We start from the raw sequence: 18,422 nt of genomic DNA on the forward strand, positions 1-18,422 counted from the left end.
TGAGAAGGACCTTCAGGACCCCGGTCTGCCGCCACGGCCTCCCAAACACCGGCGCCTGTGCGCCGGAAGCCGTTATGGCAAGGGTATCTCGCCGGCGTCGCGAAACACGCGATGGTTTACCGCGCTAACGACGCAGCTACGGCTCGGGGCAGGCCAAAGTTTCGCCGGCTAGAGCATGATCCCTAGAAGTGGGAACCGGTTTTCGGAAAAGAACATGCTCAGACAGGTGACCCGGCAAACAAAACCCCGGATGAACCGGGGTCTCTTCGAAGCTGAAAACCGGGGCCCTGCGAGGGACTGCAGGACCCCGGCCATGCCGGAACGGCTCCTTAGACTTGACCTCTCATGAGGTCGAAAAGTCAGGGTCCCAGAAAGCCGACGGGACAGCTGCCCTTTCCGTTCTCGGAACCGTTACTTCGGCAAGAGCACCTTGTTGACGACGTGGATGACGCCATTCGACTGGTTGACGTCGGCGACCGTAACCTTGGCGGTGCCGCCGGACTCGTCGACGATGTAGAGCGAGCCGCCTTTGACTTCGGCGGTCAGCGTGTCGCCGCTCACCGTCTTCATCTCATATTTGCCACCCATCGCCTTGGCCTTGGTCATCATGTCCTTGGCAGAGATTTTGCCGGCCACGACATGGGCGGTCAGGATCTTGGTGAGCTGGGCCTTGTTCTCGGGCTTGACCAGCGTGGCGACGGTGCCGGCGGGCAGCTTCTTGAAGGCCGAATCCGTCGGCGCGAATACGGTGAATGGGCCGGCGCTTTCCAGCGTTTCGACCAGCCCGGCTGCCTTGACGGCTGCGACCAGGGTCTTGTGGATCGGCGAATTGACGGCGTTCTCGACGATGTTCTTCGAGGTCAGCATCGCAGCGCCGCCGACGGCGGGGTTGGCGAACGAATAGGCCGTGGTGGCGGCGAGACCGGACAGCGCGAGACCAGCGGAAATGCAGAATGCCTTGAGGATGGACTTTGCCATTGGAGAACCCTTCTGATGCGACAATTGTTGATTCGATTGTCGGAGAGAGTTACGCGGCGGCGAAAGGATAGTTTCCGCAAGAGGACGAAAAAATATAATAAAACCAAATAGTTAGGTGAATATCACCCGCCCACGGCCAGCGTCCCCGCGACGCAAGCCGCGAGGCTATCGGATCAAAACGAAGCGGTCTTCGGATGGGGGCTGAGCGATTTCGAGCGCCCGTGAAAGTCAGAGGCAGTCACGCGGCTCGCGGGGCGCTAGTTTCGCGGCTCACGGGAACGTGATCGATCGCTCGCCCAACAAAAAAAGCCCCGGACGACCGGGGCTTTTTGATTTCGCCAAAAAGGGGCGCCTTCTATTCGGCCGGCGACGGTTTCTTTCGAAACAATGCCACCAGATTGTCCCACAATTCGATCTTGGCGCCCTGGCGCTTCATGATCACGCCTTGCTGTAGGATCGACAGCGAGTTGTTCCAGGCCCAGTAGATGACCAGGCCGGCCGGGAAGCTCGCCATCATGAAGGTGAAGATGATCGGCATCCAGGTGAAGATCGCGGCTTGCGTCGGATCCGGCGGTGTCGGGTTCATGCGCATCTGCAGGAACATGGTGACGCCCATGATCAACGGCCAAACGCCGATCATCAGCATATGCGGCAGCGTGATCGGAACGAGGCCGAACAAATTGAACAGCGAGGTCGGATCGGGTGCGGCCAGATCCTGGATCCAGCCGAAGAACGGCGCGTGCCGCATCTCGATGGTGATGTAGAGCACCTTGTAGAGCGAGAAGAAGACCGGGATCTGCAGCGCCACCGGCCAGCAGCCGGCCAGCGGATTGATCTTCTCGGTCTTGTAGAGCTCCATCATCGCCTTTTGCTGCGCCATCTTGTCGTCCGCGTATTTCTCGCGGATCTCGAGCATTTTGGGCTGCACCTTCTTCATGTTCGCCATCGACGCGTATGACTTGTTGGCGAGCGGGAAGAACAGGGCTTTGACGATGACGGTGGTGGCCAGAATGGCCAGGCCGAAATTGCCGAACAATTTGTAGAGCGTGTCGATCAGCCAGAACATCGGCTTGGTGATGAAGTGGAACCAGCCCCAGTCGATCAACAGGTCGAACCGCTTGATGTGGCGGTCTTCTGCGTAGGCGTTGATCTTGCCGACCTCCTTGGCGCCGGCAAAGATTTCGCTCTCCACCGTCGCCGACTGGCCGGCGTCAACCGTGATCGGGTCGGTGAGGAAGTCGGACTGGTAACGATGACGGCCGTCCTCGAAATAGGCGTAGCGCGGCTGGAACGGCTGTTTCTCGGTCGGAACCAGCGTCACCGCCCAGTATTTGTCGGTGATGCCGAGCCAGCCATCGGTCGACTTGCCCGGCGTGAACTGCTTGTCCTTTTCGATGGACGCGTATTTGTGTTCCTGCAGGCCTTCCGTACCGGTGAAACCGATCAGGCCTTCATGCAGCACATAGGTGCTGGCAACGGCCGGCTTGTCGAAACGGGTGACGCGACCGTAGTTGGACAGTGAGACCGAGACCGCGCCCGAATTCTGCACCGTATCGGAAACGGTGAACAGGTAGTTTTCGTCGACCGAAAAGGTGCGCTTGAAGGTCAGGCCCTTGTCGTTGGTGAAAGTCAGCGTGACCGGTGTTGCCGGCGTCAGTGTCGCATTGCCGTCGACGGCCCACACAGTCTCGGGACCCGGCACTGCACCGGTCTTGTCGTTGCCGACAAAGCCGATCTCGGCATAGTAGCCATTGGGCAGCGCCGCCGGGTTGAGCAGGCTGATCTCGGGCGAGTTCTTGTCGACCGTCTCGGTGTAGTGCTTGAGCCTGAGGTCATCGAGCCGCGCGCCGGTCAGGTTGATCGAACCTTCCAGGCTTGGCGTGTCGATCTTGACGCGCTTGCTGGTCGCAAGCGCCTGCTCGCGGCCGGCCGGCGTCACCGCGTCGGTGCCCGGCGCGTTGGGAATGGCGCCCGGCGCTGCCGGCGTAGTGGTATCGCCGGGATTGGCGCCTTCGGCGGCCTTCTTCTGCTCCGCCACCCGTTGCTCTTCGATGCGGGCCGCCTCGCGCTGCTGCTCGCTGCGCGGCAGCACGTAAAAATACTGCCACAGCCCCAGGATCAGCACCGACAGTGCGATGGTGATGAAGAAGTTCCGGTTGTTTTCCATCGAAAGCCCTTGGCCTATCGTGTTCCGCGCAGTCGGCGGGAGAGTTCGGCCTTCAACTGGCCGAACGGAATGGTCAGCACGTCTTCGCGCCCGACGATGACATAGTCATTGCCAGGCGCCATGTCACTGGCCGCATGCGTGCGCACGGCCTCTCTCAGCCGCCGCCGGACGCGATTGCGCACGACCGCATTGCCGACCTTCTTGGTGACGGTATAGCCGACGCGCGGCGACAGGCCGTCGCCGCGGTCGAGAACCTCAACGAGAAAAAGCCGCCCGCGCCGCTTTTCACCGCGGCGGACGGCCAGAAATTCCGCGCGCTTCAGAAGCCGCTTGGGATGTGGTCCCACTGGCTTGCCGGTTGCGGGCAACGATCTCGTCTTCCGTTCAGGCGCTCAGCCGCTTGCGACCGCGGTTGCGGCGGGCTGCGACGACGCCGCGACCACCTTTGGTGGCCATGCGGGCACGGAAACCGTGCCGGCGCTTGCGGACGAGTTTAGACGGTTGGTAGGTACGCTTCATTTGTTTTAATACCGCGGGGTGCGGCCCTTCTTGATTCTGTCACTTTGTAACAGGAGCTTTGCCGGGCCGGCTTTGGCGCGATCGAAACCGCGCCGGGACGAATGGCCCGAGCGTGAGCGGCTTATAGAAAGAAGGCTTTTGGGAGTCAATCCAGTGCGAACTGCCAGTTCGTCACGGCGCGAACTAGCAGTTTGTCTCGGCGCTGTCGGGCGGATGGACGCGGATTCTTGCGCCGTTGCCGCTGTGCGACGAAGGATGAAATTGGCAAAAAAGCCGCGATCGCCTAGTCTCGGGCGATCAAGGGATTGTGAAGACAGGTCTCAATGAGCGAAGTCCCACCCGTGGATGAAAGGACCGGCCCGGCCAACACCGCCGTGCGCACGGTGCCTTTGTCGCGCGGCCTGTCGACCAAACTGCTGCTGCTCACCATCGTTTTCGTGCTGTTGGCCGAAGTTCTGATTTTCCTGCCCTGGATTGCCAGCTACCGGCTGAGCTGGCTGAAGGAGCGGCTGGGCACCGCGGCGGCGGTGTCGATCGTGCTGGTGCAAGGAGAACCCAATTCACTCTCCCGCGCCGCCCAGAACGACGTGCTGATGGCGATCGGCGCCAAGGCGATTGCCGTGCGTGACGGCGGCGTCTCGCGGCTTCTGGTGGTGGCCGAGATGCCGCCGCAGGTCGATGAACACATCGATATCGCCAGTGTCGGCATGATCAAGGGCATGACCGGCGCGCTCGACACGCTGTTTTTCGGCGGCAGGCGCATGCTGCGCGTGTTCGGGCCGGTTGGCGAAAGCGACAAGGAATTCGAGCTGATCATGCCCGACCGCAGCCTGCGCGATGCCATGCTCGTCTATTCGCGCAACGTCGCCTTCGTCTCGCTGCTGATCTCGCTGTTCACCGCCATGCTGGTCTATGCCGCGATCGACCTGATCATGATCGGCCCGATCCGGACGATGACGCGCTCGATGCTGGCCTTCTCCGAGGCGCCCGACGACCCCGGGCGCATCATCCACCCCGCCGCCCGCGCCGACGAAATCGGCGTTGCCGAACGCGAGCTGTCGCTGATGCAGGAGCGGCTGCAGAAAATGCTGTCAGAGCAGAAACATCTGGCCGACCTTGGCCTCGCCGTGTCGAAGATCAACCACGACATGCGCAACATCCTGGCCTCGGCGCAGCTGATGTCGGACCGCTTGCGCCAGGTCAAGGATCCGACCGTCCAGTCCTTCGCGCCGAAACTGCTGCGCGCGCTCGACCGCGCCGTCTCCTATTCGGAAGGCGTGCTGGCCTATGGCCGCACCCAGGAGCCGCCCCCGTCGCGCCGCCGGCTGCGTCTGCGCCAGCTGGTCGAGGAGGTGCACGGCTTGCTCGACATCGAGGACGGCATCGAATTCGTCAACGCCGTCGACCTGACCTTCGAGGTCGACGCCGACTCCGATCAGCTGTTCCGCGTCCTCACCAACCTTTGCCGCAACGCCGTGCAGGCGATGGCGGCAGACACCGAAAGCGCGCTGGTGCGGCGCCTGGCCGTGTCGGCCGTGCGCCTGGGCAGCGTCAGCCGCATCGCCGTTAGCGACACCGGCCCCGGCCTGCCGCCGAAAGCGCGCGAAAACCTGTTCGCGGCGTTTCGCGGTTCGGCCCGCAGCGGCGGCACCGGCCTTGGCCTGGCGATCGCCCATGAATTGATCCGTGCTCATGGCGGCACGGTCGAACTTGTCGAATCGATCGGCGGCAGCACCACCTTCGCCGTCACCATTCCCGACCAGCCGGTCCGGCTCGACCAGGCCCGCAACGGCCTGCGCCGCTCGGCCTGATCCCGAGCAATTTCAGGAAAAGCATGGGGCAGGCTCCGTCCGCGATTGCCCGAGGGCAAAGAGCCGCAGCGCGCGAATAACAAAACTTTTGCCGGATCGGCTTGCTTTTCGGAAATTCAGTCGCTAGGGAACACGTCTTGTCGCGGCCGGTCGTCAGGATCGGTTCGCGGGGCTATGCCAAGCATGGCCTGTTGCGCGCCCGTAGCTCAGCTGGATAGAGCACCAGACTACGAATCTGGGGGTCAGGAGTTCGAATCTCTTCGGGCGCGCCATTTCGCAATTCACTGATTTGACATTGGAAGCCTTCTGGGCCCCCGGGAATAAAACCGGGCACATCAGTTCGCAGTTGCCCAGTCGTCTATTCTCGTCTGGGTTTCTTCGCTGGGGCGCCCGCCTCAGCTCATACCAAACATTCGCGCCACCCCGCGAAACGTCGCCTCAGTCATTCGTGCTCAGGATGATGCGGGCGTCGCCTCTGTTTGCGCACAATATACGAAAGAAAGAAAAGCAGGCGGATCCGGCGGAAGGAATTCCTGCTGATGTTTCCATGCGAGACAGAGGGCGTATGTATCGAAGGGTTTCTGTTCTCGCCGTTCTTCAATACCGCCATTTACAAATGTAAGCGAAATAACATGCGCGGTTGCATTCACACTATGGGAGTCCGCTTTTGCAGCCGTTTGTGCTGTCAAAAGGAGAGCGAGGGCGATGATGAACCTGGTCCGTTTCATGTCAGCCTCCTGTCCAATCCAGCGCCGCCAGGATCGCTTGGATGCGGCGGCCGAATGGGCTAGGCTAGGGAGCGCGCCATGAGGGTGAAATGTCCCGAAAGGCTCCTGAAATTGACCCGAAATCTGCCGAAACGATCACGTTTGGCGGTTTTGTTTTCCTGACCAGAATCAACGAACTCCGAAGGGTTGAAGGCAAAGCGGTCGATCTCCGCAGCCAGTCCGCCGAGGTGCTCTCCGTGCTCGCGGAGCGACCGGGCGAGATCGTGTCCAAGGATGCGCTGATGCAGGCGGTCTGGCCCGATACCTTCGTGACGGACGACAGCCTTACCCAATGCATTGCCGATATTCGCCGCGCCTTGGGGGACGACGCGCATGCGATGGTGGAAACCCTCCCCAGGAGAGGTTACCGGCTGAATGCCGATCCATCGGACGCAGCCGACCCAAACGCCGCGGCCGTTATGGAACGAGCCAAGGCACGGTTTTCGCAACGCGGGTTCATTCTTGCTGCGATCGTTCTCGTCGCGGCAGTGATCGGCGCATACTACGGCGCGCAAACGTGGCGAGCCGCCCCGGTTCGTTCGAGCGACATGCCGAGGATTGCGATCCTTCCCTTCGACGATATGAGTGCAGGTGCGGACAAGGGATATCTCAGCGATGCCGTTGCCGAGGGCATCATCACCGCGCTGGCGCGGAGCAAGACTTATGCCGTCATTGCCCGGAACTCGAGCTTCAAGTACCGCGGCAAGCCGATCGACGCCAGACAGATAGGAGATGAACTCGGTGTCGACTACCTGCTCGAAGGCAGCCAGCAGAAGGTCGGAGACCGGCTGAAAGTGTCCGCCCAGTTGCTGAATGCGCGTGACGGATCACATGTCTGGGCCAACTCCTACAACCGGGAGATCGGCGATCTTTTCGTCGTCCAGGAGGAAATCATCCGCACGCTTGCGGATCGGGTCGGAGTGAGGATCGAGCGACCCTTGCCACACAGCGATGCCGCGCAGGTCAGCGCGCTCAGCTATTACCTGACGGGGAGGGCCTTGATCGGAGACAATATCACAGCCGAGGGGACTGAGCTGTTAAGGCAGTTCAGCCTCAAGGCGTTCGAAGCTGATCCGAACTCCCAGTTCGGCTATATCGGGCTGGCCTGGTCCTATCGCAACGACGCGGTATTCGGGTGGCGCGCGCAGGAACACAACCGGGACGAGGCGTTGAAACGCGCTGCCGAATACGCCGACAAGGCCATCCTGCTCGCCCCTGATGACGCTGAAGCGCATGAGGTCCGCGCCAGCATCCACACCGAAGCCGGAGAGGTCGAGCAGGCCCTTGCCCAGTACGATCAGGCGATCGCCTTGAACCCCAGCAGCTCGCATATGCTCGTCATGAGTACGGACGTGCTGCTGTATGTTGGCCGCGCCGACGAAGCGATCGATCGGATCGAGCGGGCCAAGGGCATCGATCCCTTCCACCCTGACTGGTTCCACTGGCAGATGGGCTGGGCGCTCTGGGAAAAGAATGATTGTGGAGCGGCGCTGGCGGCGATGCGGAAAATGTCCAGAATCCCGAGCGGCGCACAGCGCATGCTCGCGGGGATCCACGCCTGCCTGGGAAACAAGCGAGAGGCAAAGGAAGCGCTTGCGGTTTTCCTCCAGAACACTCCCAGTGAATCCATCAGTAAGGAACGCGGGGAGTGGGACAAGATTTGGACCGCACCCGGAAGCCTCGACCGCTGGATCGAACACATGCGGTTCGCTGGGTTGCCGGAGTGAACGGCTGTCCGTGCGTTGCAGCGACCTTGAGTGCACATGTGACAGTTGAGATAGCGGGACGAAACGCCCTGCACTGTAGCGCGCGTGCCGAACCCACCCGTCACGTCAAGCGCACGCCGCGCTCGGTCTCCATATGGCGTTTCCATCGGTTTCTCAGTTCGCCGAGGCGATTGCCGTGGTTCTCGTCAAGAAATTCGGCGGCGACAATGCGATCTGTCCTGAAGTTGCGAAACGCCTGGCGCAGCTCACACCAGGCCGCCAGCAGGCGCACCGTTTCGGCATAGCCGATGATCACCGGCCAGATGACGCGTTCGCTGTCTTGCGCCTCCTGGTTTCGATAGCGGATCCGTATCTTGCGCCCGCTGCGGATCCACAAGCGGGCTTTCGCAATGTCCAGGACGTCAGGGGCGAGCATCCTGGCCGGCGCCACCCCGGTGGCCGGTTCGGCGATAAAGGGACGCAGTCGCTGGGGCACGACGGTGGCGATCTTGGCGATCAGGTCGCGCGCCGCAATCGCCAGCACAGGGTCGCCCCGCTCGGCGACCAGTTGCGCGCCAAGCACCGCGGCTTCGATCTCATCTGGCGTCAGCATCAGCGGCGGCATGTCGAAATCGCTGTCGAGGACATAGCCGAGCCCAGCCTCGCCGCGGATCGGCACCCTTTGCCCGATCAGATCCGCCATGTCGCGGTAGACGCACCGCTTCGACACCTCCAGCTCTTCGGCCAGCATGCCGGCGGTGACCGGGCGGGTGGAGCGCCGCATGATCTGGATAATCTGAAACAGGCGGTCGGCTCGGCGCATGTCGGTCTCGCTGCTGACGGGAAGCTGTCAGCAGGACCCTGCCACAAGCCGGCCAGCGCCGCACCCCGCGACGCAAAGTCGGGAACATCACCCGCAGAAGGAGAACACCATGAATTTCCTCTCGGTGCGCATAATTACCAGCGACGTCAGCCGCCTCGTTGAATTCTACGAAGCCATCACAGGCCTGTCGGCGACGCGCTACACGGACGATTTTGCCGAGTTGGCGACGCCGGCCTGTACCTTGGCAATTGGCAGCGAGCGCACCGTGGCTCTGTTCGGCGCCGGCTCCGCGCGCCCTGCCGCCAACCACAGCTGCATCATCGAGTTCCGCGTCGATGACGTCGACAAGGATTTTGCGAGACTGGGCAAGGTCGTCAGCGAATTTGTCCAGCAGCCGACAACCATGCCATGGGGAAACCGCTCCTTGCTGTTTCGTGACCCCGACGGGAATCTGATCAATTTCTTCACGCCGGTCAGCGCCGAAGCGATCAAGAAGTTCAACGGCTAGACGTTTCGGCTCACCCGTCGATGAAGCGAACATCCGCATCGACAACGCAATAAGCCGCATAGCGGAAATCGCGGATCGCGATGACCTGCTCGTCCAGCCATTCGACCAGCATGAAACCGCGCACGGCGGCGTCCTTCGCTCGCGGGTCGCGGATCAGGATCGCCGGCCGGCTCTCGACAAAGCCGAGCGACAGGACCCAGTCGGTGACGCGGTCGTAATTGCCGAAGTAGGTCGATGCCTGCGCCTTGCCATGCAGCCGCGTGCGGTTGACGACTTCGAGCTGGATATCCTCGGCGATCAGCGCCCGCACGGCGTCGAAATCGCGCGCGTTGAACAGATCGACATAGTGGCGCAGGCGCCGCTCGTCGTCGGGATCGAGCTTCGGCACCGGGACCTCGTCCGGCGCCGACGCCAGCAGGCGAAGGTGCGCCCGTCCGCGATGCAGTGCCGCCTTGGTCGCGGCAAGCGTCGCGCCGGAGACGTCGCAGGTCTCGTGCAGGCTGAGGCCGAGCACGTCGACCAGGATCACGGCGCTGCGCTGTGGCACCGAAAGCTGTATGAAGCTGCGCAGGCCGGTCGCCGCGGCGAGCCTGGCGTCGGCGCTGCTGGTGGGGTCCTCGATCGTCGTCATGTCGGCCTCGGTGATGCGCAACCTCTCCCGGTTGCGCCGGCGCAGATGATCCTGCGCGGCATTGTGGGCGATGCGAAACAGCCATTGCTCGGGGCGCTCGACCGCGGCAACGCCGTCGATCGCCTGCAGCGCCTTCACCAGCGTCTCCTGCACAATGTCCTCGCCGTCGATCACCGAGCCGGCCATGCGCGCGCAATAGCGATGCAGCTTCGGCCGCAGCCCGGCCAGCATCGCTTCCAGGACCGGCCGGTCGAGTTTTGCTGTGCTCATCGTCATTCCCACGCGGTTGATCCCGACTTCAGTGTTCAGCCAGCATACGATAATTGCCGATGATCCTGGCGGGCGATCTGACAACCGGCGTCGCGCGCCGATCCTCATGATCCGTGCTGAAGGCCTTGAAGGCCGCCAGCCCGGTGATCGCGGAACTGTCCTGGTCGTGGCCGACGATGTGGATGAACTCGCCATTGTCCAGTTCGAGCACGAGATAGCCCACGGCTGGCGGCGCCGCCTCGGCGAGCGCCTCGAACACCTTGGTCACCAGCGCGCGGTTCTCCGCCAGGCTGGTGTCCTTCACGCCGTAGCGAATGAATGTGTAGCCCATCGTCCGTCTCCTGTTTGGTTGGTCTGCTCAAAGGACGTTTCGCGGTGCCGGAAAGATTCTCGCACGCCTGAGAATCTTTTTGACCACCCGCATCGTCTTTCACGCGTGGGGGCTGCGCCGCGGCCATCAAGAGCAGGAGAGACATGTCATGCACATCCAGTTTGCCGAATTGCCTGTCATCGACCAGGACCGCGCCAAGGCCTTCTACACCGATCACCTCGGCTGCCAGGTCATAGCCGATCAGCCGATGGGCGACGGTGGTTGGCGCTGGATTGAGCTGGCGTTCCCCCACGCGGTCACCAACCTGCATTTCGTCAGGCGGGCCGACGCAGCACCAAGTGCGGAGCCGGTGCTGGTTCTGGTCGACGACAATGTCGAGGCAACGGTCGCATCCCTGAAGGCGCGTGGCGTCGAGATCGTCACCGAACCGCAGGAAGCGCCGTGGCAACCGGGCCGCACCGTCGCCGAGTTCCGCGACAGCGAGGGCAACCGCATGGTGGTCGCCAGCCGATGAGCGGACTCGGCCGCAGCGGCTGAGCCGCACCGAACCCTGACCACTCAGTTTCAAACCCTAGAGGAGAAATGCGATGAGCCCCCAAACCGCGAGCCCGAAGCATGCGACCCCGGAGGATATGACGGCATCGACGCTGAAAGTGCCGGGCGCCAGCCTCTACTATGAGACGAGGGGCACTGGACCTCTGCTGCTGATCATCCCTGGCGGGCCGCAGGATGCCGGCGTCTTCGCCGATGTCGCGCGCCTTCTCGCCGGCCGCTATACGGTGGTCGCCTACGACCCGCGTGGCAATTCTCGCAGCATCTTCGACAGCCAGCCCGAAGCACAGGATCTCGATGTCCATGGCGATGATGCCGCGCGGCTGATCGAGGCGCTGGGCGCCGGGCCGGCCTATGTCTTCGGCACCAGCGGCGGCGCCCAGATAGGGCTCAATCTCGCCGCCCGCCATCCCGAGCGCGTGCGTGTGCTGGTGGCGCATGAACCGCCGAGCATGATGCTGCTCGAAGACCCGTCACAGGCGCTAGCCGGCATGTGCGACCTGCATGACACCTATCGCAGCCATGGTGTCGAGGCGGCGATGCAGAAATTCTTCAGCGACCACGGCCTGTCCGCAGGGCCGGAGCAGGAAGAAGCCAGGCCGCAGAAAGCGCAGCCGCAATTCGCGCCGACGCCCGAAGAAGCTGAGACCTTTACCCGGGTCAGCGGCAATTTCGAATACTGGCTCGCGCATGGCCTCATGCCGCTGTCGCTTTACCGTCCCGCCGTCGAAGCGCTGCGCGGCGCCCCGGTCGTGGTCGGCATTGGCGAAGAGTCCATCGGGCAGCCGATCGATGGCATGGGCAAGGCGCTGGCCGAAAAACTCGGCACCGAGCGGGTCGCTTTCCCCGGCGACCATATGGGCTTTGCGCCCTATCCCGACCGGTTTGCCGAGACCTTGCACCGGGCACTCAGCGGCGCGTGAGGTTCTTCCCGGTCGCAATTTGAGAGAGCGAGAGCGTCCGGGCGCCGTTCCTTCTCAGGCAACCGCAGCGGCCGCCGCCCTACCAGCGCTGCGGCCCGAAAAAATACAGCCGCCAAGGAACGTGCCTTCCAACGCGGCATAGCCATGCACGCCGCCGCCGCCGAAGCCGGCGACTTCGCCGACGGCATAGAGCCCCTCGACCGGTTGGCCGTCGGCGCCCAGCACGCGGCTGTCGAGATCGGTCTGCAGGCCACCCAGCGTCTTGCGGGTGAGGATGTTGAGCCTGACCGCTACCAGCGGGCCATTCGCGGGGTCGAGCATCTTGTGCGGCTTGGCCGTGCGGATCAGCCGGTCGCCGAGATAGGCACGCGCGCCGCGCAGCGCGGTGATTTGCATGTCCTTGGAGAACGGGTTGTCGAGCTGGCGGTCGCGGGCGCGAATCTCACGCTCGACCTGTGCGAGATCGAGCAGCGGTTCACCGCCGGCCAGCGCATTCATGCGCGAGACCAGCGCCGGCAGCTCGGCCTCGACGATGAAGTCTTCGCCCTTCTCCATGAACGCCTTCACCGGGCCGGGAATGCCCGACGTGGCGCGGCCGATCACCTGGCGCCAGCTCTTGCCCGTCAAATCGGGGTTCTGTTCGGAGCCCGACAGCGCGAACTCCTTCTGGATGATTTTTTTGGTCAGGATGAACCAGGAATAGTCAAAGCCAGTAGCCATGATGTGGCTCAGCGTGCCCAGCGTGTCGAAGCCGGGATAGAGCGGCACCGGCAGGCGCTTGCCGCGCGCATCGAGCCATAATGACGACGGGCCGGGCAGGATGCGGATCGCATGGTCGGTCCAGATCGGCGCCCAGTTTTTTATCCCCTCGACATAGTGCCACATGCGGTCGCGGTTGATGATCGAACCGCCCGCCGCCTCTGATATCGCCAGCATGCGGCCGTCGACATGGTCGGGAACGCCGGTGATCATGCGCTTCGGCGGCGTTCCCAGCCGCTGCGGCCAGTTCTTGCGCACCAGCTCGTGATTGGCGCCGATGCCGCCGGAGGCGACGATGACCGCTTGCGCCTTCAGTTCAAAATCGCCGGTGACCTCGCGCGAACTTTTTTGGCCGCGCTCGATAGAGCTGGGTTGCAAGATGTCGCCGCGCACGCCGGTGACGACGGCGCCCGTCCGGATCAGTTCGTTGACCCGGTGGCGGAACCTGAAGCTTATCAACCCCTGCTTTTCCGCCTCGCGCACCCGCAGAACAAACGGTTCGAGCACACCGGGACCGGTGCCCCACGTCACGTGAAAGCGCGGCACCGAATTGCCGTGTCCCACGGCATTGCCGCCGCCGCGCTCGGCCCAGCCTACCACCGGAAAGAACTTCAGGCCGCGCTGCACCAGCCACGAGCGCTTTTCGCCGGCGGCAAAGCCGACATAGGCCTCGGCCCAGCGGCGTGGCCAAAAATCCTCTGGCCGGTCAAAAGCAGCGGTGCCCAGCCAGTCCTCGAGCGCCAGATCATACGAATCGCGAATGCGCATGCGCCGCTGTTCGGGCGAATCGACGAGGAAAATGCCGCCGAACGACCAGAAGGCCTGGCCGCCGAGCGACTGTTCCGACTCCTGGTCGACGATGATGATTTTCTTGCCGGCCCCGGTCAGCTCGGCAGCGGCAACCAGCCCGGCGAGGCCGGCGCCGACAATGATCACATCCGCGTCGTCAGCCATCGTTTGCTCCCCCGGGCTTTGATAAAGTCGTCAGACCGCTTCCCAGCCGTCCTTACCGCCGGCGCGGAAGATGGCGTCGATGACCTTCTGGTTCAGCACCGATTCTTCCAGCGTGAAGACGCGCTCCTTGCCGCCCTGTGCCGCCCGCGCAAAAGTCTCGACCTCCAGCCGGTATTGCTGGGTGCCAGGGAAGCGGAACACTTGCGCCTCGGTGTGGTTCTGGTTGTGCAGCTCGACCCGGTGATGGTCGTAGAGCCCGGCATTGAAGGGCGAGAACACCTCGATGAAACCCTTCTCGCCGTGGAACACCATCACCTGCCGCGCCGCCATCTGCGTCGACAGATAGAAGGACAGTTCGAAGTCGCCGAAATCGGCGCGGATCGAGGAATAGATGTCGGTGCCGAATTTTTTGTCGCGCTCGATCGTCGCCTGCACACGGCTAGGCTCCTTGCCGGTGGAAAAGCGTGTCGACACCGTCGGGTAGACGCCGATGTCGGGCAGCGCGCCGCCGCCGAGGTCGAGCTGGTTGCGCATGTTGTTGGGGTCGACATTGTAGTACGAGAACGCGCCCTGCACATGGCGCAGCCGGCCAATGGCGCCGCTGGCGATGAGGTCGCGCACCTTGATCCATTGCGGATGGTAGATGACCATGAAGGCTTCGCAGACCAGCACTTTCTTGGCGTCGCGCAGCTTGATCAGCGGTAAAATATCCTTGGCGTCGAGCGCCAGAGGCTTCTCGACCAGCACATGTTTTCCCGCTTCGATGGCCTTGGCCGTCCATTCGACATGCTGCGAGGTCGGCAGCGGGATGTAGACGCCGTCGACGTCCTTGGAAGCAAGCAATTCCTCATAGGAACCGAAGGCATGGCGGGCGCCGAAACGGTCGCCCAGCGCTTTGGCCTTCGACAGGTCGCGGCTGGCGATCGCCGACAGCACGCCGTTCTCCGCATCGACGATTGCGGGCAGAAGCTGCTCGCGCCCGATCTTGGCCGTCGACAAAACACCCCATCGGAACATCACGCTTCTCCATCTCGATTACAGGCGACGAGGTTTGCCCGAAATCGACGGAAAAGCCAATTGGCGACCGGCGCTAGTTTCCTCGCCCCACGAAGTGGGGAGAGGTGGCCCGGCGAAGCCGGGACGGAGAGGGGCCTTCGTAGAGTGCCAGGGCTTGCCAATAAGGCGGCCGTCGCATGTACACGTGGCTCCCGAAAGGCTCTGCCGTCGCGACCGTTGTCCCCCGCTCCGTCCCAGCTTCGCCGCGCCACCTTGCCGGGGCGAGCCACGGGTCTCGCCCGTCCTTCGGACCCCCCGCTCCGCGGGGGCGAGGAACCCAAGCGAGGCTCAGCCCTTCTTCCCCGTCAGCGTCATGTCGAAATCGACGACATTCGAATAGATCGGCGTACCGACATCCATGCCGTAGCGCGAGCGCAGCACCTTGCCGGTGACATGGAATTTGATCGTGCCGGCCTTGAGGCCGCCGAGTTCGGCGGTGAACTTTTCCGCAAACGTCTTGCCGCGCGCCGTCAGCCGGCCGGTGACCAGGGCTGACGTGTCGCTGGTGCGTGTGACGCTGGTCGAGCGGAACTGGATTTCCGGATTATTAGCGGCGTCGAACACGGCGTCGGAGCGCAGGAAGGCGTCGATGCGGCCCTGGCCGGTGCCGACGCTTTCGGGAAAGATGGTGAAATTGACCTGCGAGCGTCCGACATCGCTGTTGTCGATGCGGATCGAGCCTCTGAAGCGGCCGAAGGCGCCGTTGAGCCCGCCGCCACCGACCTTGCCGATGGTGAAGCGGATGCTGGAACTGGTCGGGTTGATCGTGTAGCTGCCGGCGGCGTTTCCGAGGTCCACCGCGGCGAAGACAGGCATGGCAAGGCAAGCGGCAACAGCCGCGAATCCGAGGATGCGCGCATACATGGGACTATTCCTTTTTTGGAGGCAACGCTTTCGCGTCCTCACCCAACAAACGAATGAGCCGTCCGCTCTATTCCGGATCTGACGAAGGTGTGATCATGCGCGTCAGCACCGCATCCTTCAGCCAGAAATGATGGCGCAGCGCAGCTCCGAGATGCAGGACGACAAGTCCGATACCGGCATAGGCGAGATACCAGTGCACTGCCGTCCAGAACCTTTCGCTGGCATCCGATTCTGCCAGCGGCAGGTTCGGCATCACGAACAGGTTGAACGGCATGCTGGGGATCTCCAGCATCGACACCGAGACAAGCGCCCAGCCGGACAAGGGCAAGGCAAGCTGAAACGCGTAAAGAGCAAAATGCGCGAGCGGCGCTGTCCGGCGCTCCAGGGCGCCGACCGAGCGCGGCAGCACCGGCGTGGCATTGCTTAGACGCCAGGCGATGCGCAGGATGACCAGGCCGAGCAGCACAAAGCCGAAGGATTTGTGCAGCTGGATCAGCTCGAAGGCGGTGCGCTGGCTGGTCAGCCGCACCATGACGAAGCCAAGCCCGAACTGGCCGATGAAGATTATTGCGATCAGCCAGTGAACGAGGATCATCGCCCAGCCATAGCGGGTGGTGCTGTTGGTGATGGACTGCATGGGGGAAGAACGAATGGCAGGGCGAGTTTCTTCCACCCTCCCCCTTGTGGGGAGGGTCGGCGCGAAGCGACGGGGTGGGGGTAGCACCCTACGAGGACCCCCACCCCGATCCGCCGCGCGGATCGACCCTCCCCACAAGGGGGAGGGTGAGCTACCCACCCACCTTGAAGAAATCGACAAAGGCGCGCAGCGCCGGCCGCATCTGGCGGTGACTGGGATAGTAGACGAAGAAACCGTCGAAAGTCGGGCACCAGTCCTCCAGCACGCGGATCAGCCTGCCGTCGGCGAGCGGCGCCCGCACATAATCCTCGAACACGAAGGCCAGCCCAGCACCGTCGACCGCCGCCTGCGCGATCAGATGATCCTCGTCGAGGATCAGCGGGCCGTGCGCGGCAAACTCGATCTCCTCGCCGTCCTTCTCGAATTCCCAGCGGTAGAGAATGCCGCTGGAAAAGCGGAAGCGGATGCAGCGGTGATCGGCGAGATCATGCGGATGCGATGGCCTGGGCATGGTCGCGAAATAGGACGGCGCGCCGACCACGGCGCCGCGCAGATTAGGCCCGATGCGCACGGCGATCATGTCGCGTTGCAGGCTCTCGCCAAGCCGCACGCCGGCATCGAAACCGCCTTCGACCACATCGGTGAAGCGATCCTCGATGACGATCTCCAGGACTATGTCGGGATAGGCGGATGCAAAGGCGCCGAACCGTGGGGTCAGCGTCAGGTGGGCTGCGGTACGCGGCACGGTCAGCCGCAGATTGCCGGCTGGCCGGTCGCGCGCCTCGATCGCTGTTTCCAGTGCCAGATCGATCTCCGACAGCGCCGGCCGCAGCCGCTCCAGCAACTGCGCGCCCGCCTCGGTCGGCGCGACGCTGCGTGTGCTGCGGGCCAGCAGCCGCACGCCAAGCTGTGCCTCCAGGCTGGACACCGCATGGCTGACCGCCGAGGGCGCGATGGCCAGTTCCCTGGCTGCGCCGCGGAAGCTGCCGCACTGGGCGACTGTCGCCAATACAGCCAATTGGGAGAGATGAGTTCGATTCATTGATCTATTTTCTAGAACAGGCCGTGCAAATGGGAACCGATTATCGAACATAAGGCAAGGCACTATCTCTGCTGCATCACAACGAGGAGATGCGTGATGCAAACCCGCAAGCTAGGAACTGAGTTGAACGTCTACCCCGTCGGCCTCGGCTGCATGGGCATGAGCTTTGTCTATGGCGGCCAGCCGGAAGCCGACGCCATCGCCACCTTGCACCGCGCCGTCGAGATCGGCGTCAACTTCTTCGACACGGCCGAAGTCTATGGCCCCTACGAAAACGAGATTCTGCTCGGCAAGGCGCTGAAGCCGGTGCGCGACAAGGTGACGATCGCCACCAAGTTCGGCTTCAAGATTTTGGAGGAGGGCACCGGCATCGAACGCATGGCCGGCGTCGACAGCCGTCCCGAGCACGTCAAGGCGGTGGCCGAGGCCTCGCTGAAGCGGTTGAACACCGATGTGATCGACCTCTACTACCAGCATCGCGTCGACCCCAACGTGCCGATCGAGGACACGGTCGGCGCCATGGCCGAGCTGGTGCGAGAGGGCAAGGTGCGGGCACTTGGCCTGTCGGAGGCCAGTGCCGCGACCATCCGCCGGGCGCATGCCGTGCATCCGATATCGGCCGTGCAGAGCGAATACTCGCTGTGGAGCCGCGATCCCGAAGACGAGGTGTTCGCCGTCTGCCGCGAACTCGGCATAGGCTTTGTCCCCTACAGTCCGCTCGGCCGCGGTCTTTTGACCGGCACCATCGCCAAGCCCGAGGCCTTGAGTGACGACGACTGGCGCCGCGGCCTGCCGCGCTTCCAGGCCGACGCCATGGCCGCCAACGCCGCTGTCATCGCTACGCTGGAAAAGCTGGCGGCGCAAAAGGGCGTGACCTCCGCGCAGCTGGCGCTGGCCTGGGTGTTGCACCAGGGCGATTTCATCGTGCCGATCCCGGGTGCGCGAAAGGTACGCCATCTCGAGCAGAACACGGCAGCCGCCGGGATCGAGCTGAGCGCGACTGAGGTCGCTGCGATCGGCGATGCGCTGTCGCCTGACAAGGTCACCGGCAAGCGCTACACCGAGGAGTTGCTGGCGCTGGTCAATGGGTGAGCGATGATCAACAGAGGAAGGGGCGCTTCGGC

19 protein-coding genes and 1 tRNA gene are annotated in these 18,422 nt (G+C 63.3%); 7 read left to right on the top strand and 13 right to left on the bottom strand.

The genetic code is table 11. The features are described from left to right. Nucleotides 1–411: 411 nt before the first annotated feature. The 4 genes from AC1DXU_RS17530 to rpmH form a co-directional block, all read right to left on the bottom strand. Entirely contained in the window at nucleotides 412–978 is a 567-nt protein-coding gene (locus AC1DXU_RS17530; protein ID WP_477370781.1) for a fasciclin domain-containing protein, read from the bottom strand. 355 nt (nucleotides 979–1,333) lie between these two features. Then, on the bottom strand, nucleotides 1,334–3,145 hold the full coding sequence (gene yidC, locus AC1DXU_RS17535; protein ID WP_477370784.1) for a membrane protein insertase YidC: 1,812 nt from the start codon (nucleotides 3,143–3,145) through the stop codon (nucleotides 1,334–1,336). 14 nt (nucleotides 3,146–3,159) lie between these two features. Continuing rightward, a complete protein-coding gene (rnpA, locus tag AC1DXU_RS17540) occupies nucleotides 3,160–3,513 on the bottom strand; it encodes a ribonuclease P protein component (RefSeq protein ID WP_477310698.1) in 354 nt (117 codons plus the stop codon). Between the two features lie 16 nt (nucleotides 3,514–3,529). Next, nucleotides 3,530–3,664 carry a 50S ribosomal protein L34 gene (rpmH, locus tag AC1DXU_RS17545; RefSeq protein ID WP_008833937.1) on the bottom strand — a complete coding sequence of 45 codons (135 nt, stop codon included), beginning with the start codon at nucleotides 3,662–3,664 and terminating at the stop codon, nucleotides 3,530–3,532. Between the two features lie 323 nt (nucleotides 3,665–3,987). Here rpmH and AC1DXU_RS17550 point away from each other — a divergent pair, with 323 nt between their 5' ends. Together AC1DXU_RS17550 and AC1DXU_RS17555 are read left to right on the top strand one after the other, a co-directional pair. Beyond that, nucleotides 3,988–5,475, top strand: a complete 1,488-nt coding sequence (locus AC1DXU_RS17550) for a sensor histidine kinase (RefSeq protein ID WP_477370787.1) — start codon at nucleotides 3,988–3,990, stop codon at nucleotides 5,473–5,475. A gap of 195 nt (nucleotides 5,476–5,670) precedes the next feature. Next, nucleotides 5,671–5,747 (top strand) — tRNA-Arg (locus AC1DXU_RS17555). A gap of 180 nt (nucleotides 5,748–5,927) precedes the next feature. On the opposite strand, the gene AC1DXU_RS17560 is transcribed toward AC1DXU_RS17555, so the two are convergent. Further along, nucleotides 5,928–6,203, bottom strand: coding sequence for a hypothetical protein (locus AC1DXU_RS17560; protein ID WP_477370790.1), 276 nt, complete (start codon nucleotides 6,201–6,203; stop codon nucleotides 5,928–5,930). Nucleotides 6,204–6,292: 89 nt separating this feature from the next. Between AC1DXU_RS17560 and AC1DXU_RS17565 the strand changes: the two genes are divergently transcribed. Beyond that, the gene (locus tag AC1DXU_RS17565; RefSeq protein ID WP_477370793.1) at nucleotides 6,293–7,969 is read left to right on the top strand and encodes a winged helix-turn-helix domain-containing tetratricopeptide repeat protein; all 1,677 of its coding nucleotides are present in this window, start codon (nucleotides 6,293–6,295) and stop codon (nucleotides 7,967–7,969) included. A 100-nt stretch (nucleotides 7,970–8,069) separates the two neighbouring features. Here AC1DXU_RS17565 and AC1DXU_RS17570 read toward each other — a convergent pair whose 3' ends face one another. Then, nucleotides 8,070–8,771, bottom strand: a complete 702-nt coding sequence (locus tag AC1DXU_RS17570; RefSeq protein ID WP_477370796.1) for a helix-turn-helix transcriptional regulator — start codon at nucleotides 8,769–8,771, stop codon at nucleotides 8,070–8,072. Between the two features lie 109 nt (nucleotides 8,772–8,880). On the opposite strand from AC1DXU_RS17570, the gene AC1DXU_RS17575 reads away from it, so the two are divergent. Next, on the top strand, nucleotides 8,881–9,279 hold the full coding sequence (locus AC1DXU_RS17575; RefSeq protein WP_477370799.1) for a VOC family protein: 399 nt from the start codon (nucleotides 8,881–8,883) through the stop codon (nucleotides 9,277–9,279). A gap of 10 nt (nucleotides 9,280–9,289) precedes the next feature. Here the strand turns inward: AC1DXU_RS17575 and AC1DXU_RS17580 are convergent, their stop codons facing one another. Then, complete coding sequence (locus AC1DXU_RS17580; RefSeq protein ID WP_477370802.1) at nucleotides 9,290–10,180, bottom strand: sigma-70 family RNA polymerase sigma factor; 891 nt, start codon at nucleotides 10,178–10,180, stop codon at nucleotides 9,290–9,292. A 28-nt stretch (nucleotides 10,181–10,208) separates the two neighbouring features. Further along, a complete protein-coding gene (locus AC1DXU_RS17585; RefSeq protein WP_477370805.1) occupies nucleotides 10,209–10,511 on the bottom strand; it encodes a hypothetical protein in 303 nt (100 codons plus the stop codon). A 148-nt stretch (nucleotides 10,512–10,659) separates the two neighbouring features. On the opposite strand from AC1DXU_RS17585, the gene AC1DXU_RS17590 reads away from it, so the two are divergent. Together AC1DXU_RS17590 and AC1DXU_RS17595 are read left to right on the top strand one after the other, a co-directional pair. Further along, entirely contained in the window at nucleotides 10,660–11,025 is a 366-nt protein-coding gene (locus AC1DXU_RS17590; RefSeq protein WP_477370808.1) for a VOC family protein, read from the top strand. Between the two features lie 73 nt (nucleotides 11,026–11,098). Then, nucleotides 11,099–11,986 (top strand): alpha/beta hydrolase, encoded by an 888-nt coding sequence (locus tag AC1DXU_RS17595; protein WP_477370811.1) that lies wholly within the window; start codon nucleotides 11,099–11,101, stop codon nucleotides 11,984–11,986. A gap of 54 nt (nucleotides 11,987–12,040) precedes the next feature. Here AC1DXU_RS17595 and AC1DXU_RS17600 read toward each other — a convergent pair whose 3' ends face one another. The 5 genes from AC1DXU_RS17600 to AC1DXU_RS17620 all read right to left on the bottom strand — a co-directional run bounded on the left by AC1DXU_RS17600 (nucleotide 12,041) and on the right by AC1DXU_RS17620 (nucleotide 17,298). Then, nucleotides 12,041–13,699: an FAD-binding dehydrogenase gene (locus tag AC1DXU_RS17600; protein ID WP_477370814.1), complete on the bottom strand. Its 1,659-nt coding sequence runs from the start codon at nucleotides 13,697–13,699 to the stop codon at nucleotides 12,041–12,043. 30 nt (nucleotides 13,700–13,729) lie between these two features. Continuing rightward, on the bottom strand, nucleotides 13,730–14,716 hold the full coding sequence (locus AC1DXU_RS17605; protein ID WP_477370817.1) for a Gfo/Idh/MocA family protein: 987 nt from the start codon (nucleotides 14,714–14,716) through the stop codon (nucleotides 13,730–13,732). Nucleotides 14,717–15,043: 327 nt separating this feature from the next. Next, entirely contained in the window at nucleotides 15,044–15,619 is a 576-nt protein-coding gene (locus AC1DXU_RS17610) for a YceI family protein (protein ID WP_477370820.1), read from the bottom strand. A 67-nt stretch (nucleotides 15,620–15,686) separates the two neighbouring features. Next, the gene (locus tag AC1DXU_RS17615; protein ID WP_477370823.1) at nucleotides 15,687–16,256 is read right to left on the bottom strand and encodes a cytochrome b; all 570 of its coding nucleotides are present in this window, start codon (nucleotides 16,254–16,256) and stop codon (nucleotides 15,687–15,689) included. Nucleotides 16,257–16,407: 151 nt separating this feature from the next. After that, the gene (locus AC1DXU_RS17620; RefSeq protein ID WP_477370826.1) at nucleotides 16,408–17,298 is read right to left on the bottom strand and encodes a LysR family transcriptional regulator; all 891 of its coding nucleotides are present in this window, start codon (nucleotides 17,296–17,298) and stop codon (nucleotides 16,408–16,410) included. A gap of 96 nt (nucleotides 17,299–17,394) precedes the next feature. Here AC1DXU_RS17620 and AC1DXU_RS17625 point away from each other — a divergent pair, with 96 nt between their 5' ends. Beyond that, on the top strand, nucleotides 17,395–18,390 hold the full coding sequence (locus AC1DXU_RS17625) for an aldo/keto reductase (protein WP_477370829.1): 996 nt from the start codon (nucleotides 17,395–17,397) through the stop codon (nucleotides 18,388–18,390). Nucleotides 18,391–18,422: the final 32 nt, after the last annotated feature.

The organism is Mesorhizobium sp. P3_A10, from assembly GCF_056403175.1.

Coding starts and splice junctions, on each gene's coding strand:
- AC1DXU_RS17600 (WP_477370814.1), bottom strand. CDS start 13,699: ATGGCTGACGACGCGGATGTGATCATTGTCGGCGCCGGCCTCGCCGGG.
- yidC (WP_477370784.1), bottom strand. CDS start 3,145: ATGGAAAACAACCGGAACTTCTTCATCACCATCGCACTGTCGGTGCTG.
- AC1DXU_RS17550 (WP_477370787.1), top strand. CDS start 3,988: ATGAGCGAAGTCCCACCCGTGGATGAAAGGACCGGCCCGGCCAACACC.
- rpmH (WP_008833937.1), bottom strand. CDS start 3,664: ATGAAGCGTACCTACCAACCGTCTAAACTCGTCCGCAAGCGCCGGCAC.
- AC1DXU_RS17565 (WP_477370793.1), top strand. CDS start 6,293: ATGTCCCGAAAGGCTCCTGAAATTGACCCGAAATCTGCCGAAACGATC.
- AC1DXU_RS17570 (WP_477370796.1), bottom strand. CDS start 8,771: ATGCGCCGAGCCGACCGCCTGTTTCAGATTATCCAGATCATGCGGCGC.
- AC1DXU_RS17620 (WP_477370826.1), bottom strand. CDS start 17,298: ATGAATCGAACTCATCTCTCCCAATTGGCTGTATTGGCGACAGTCGCC.
- AC1DXU_RS17560 (WP_477370790.1), bottom strand. CDS start 6,203: ATGAAACGGACCAGGTTCATCATCGCCCTCGCTCTCCTTTTGACAGCA.
- AC1DXU_RS17605 (WP_477370817.1), bottom strand. CDS start 14,716: ATGTTCCGATGGGGTGTTTTGTCGACGGCCAAGATCGGGCGCGAGCAG.
- AC1DXU_RS17595 (WP_477370811.1), top strand. CDS start 11,099: ATGAGCCCCCAAACCGCGAGCCCGAAGCATGCGACCCCGGAGGATATG.
- AC1DXU_RS17530 (WP_477370781.1), bottom strand. CDS start 978: ATGGCAAAGTCCATCCTCAAGGCATTCTGCATTTCCGCTGGTCTCGCG.
- AC1DXU_RS17615 (WP_477370823.1), bottom strand. CDS start 16,256: ATGCAGTCCATCACCAACAGCACCACCCGCTATGGCTGGGCGATGATC.
- AC1DXU_RS17575 (WP_477370799.1), top strand. CDS start 8,881: ATGAATTTCCTCTCGGTGCGCATAATTACCAGCGACGTCAGCCGCCTC.
- AC1DXU_RS17625 (WP_477370829.1), top strand. CDS start 17,395: ATGCAAACCCGCAAGCTAGGAACTGAGTTGAACGTCTACCCCGTCGGC.
- AC1DXU_RS17580 (WP_477370802.1), bottom strand. CDS start 10,180: ATGAGCACAGCAAAACTCGACCGGCCGGTCCTGGAAGCGATGCTGGCC.
- AC1DXU_RS17610 (WP_477370820.1), bottom strand. CDS start 15,619: ATGTATGCGCGCATCCTCGGATTCGCGGCTGTTGCCGCTTGCCTTGCC.
- AC1DXU_RS17590 (WP_477370808.1), top strand. CDS start 10,660: ATGCACATCCAGTTTGCCGAATTGCCTGTCATCGACCAGGACCGCGCC.
- AC1DXU_RS17585 (WP_477370805.1), bottom strand. CDS start 10,511: ATGGGCTACACATTCATTCGCTACGGCGTGAAGGACACCAGCCTGGCG.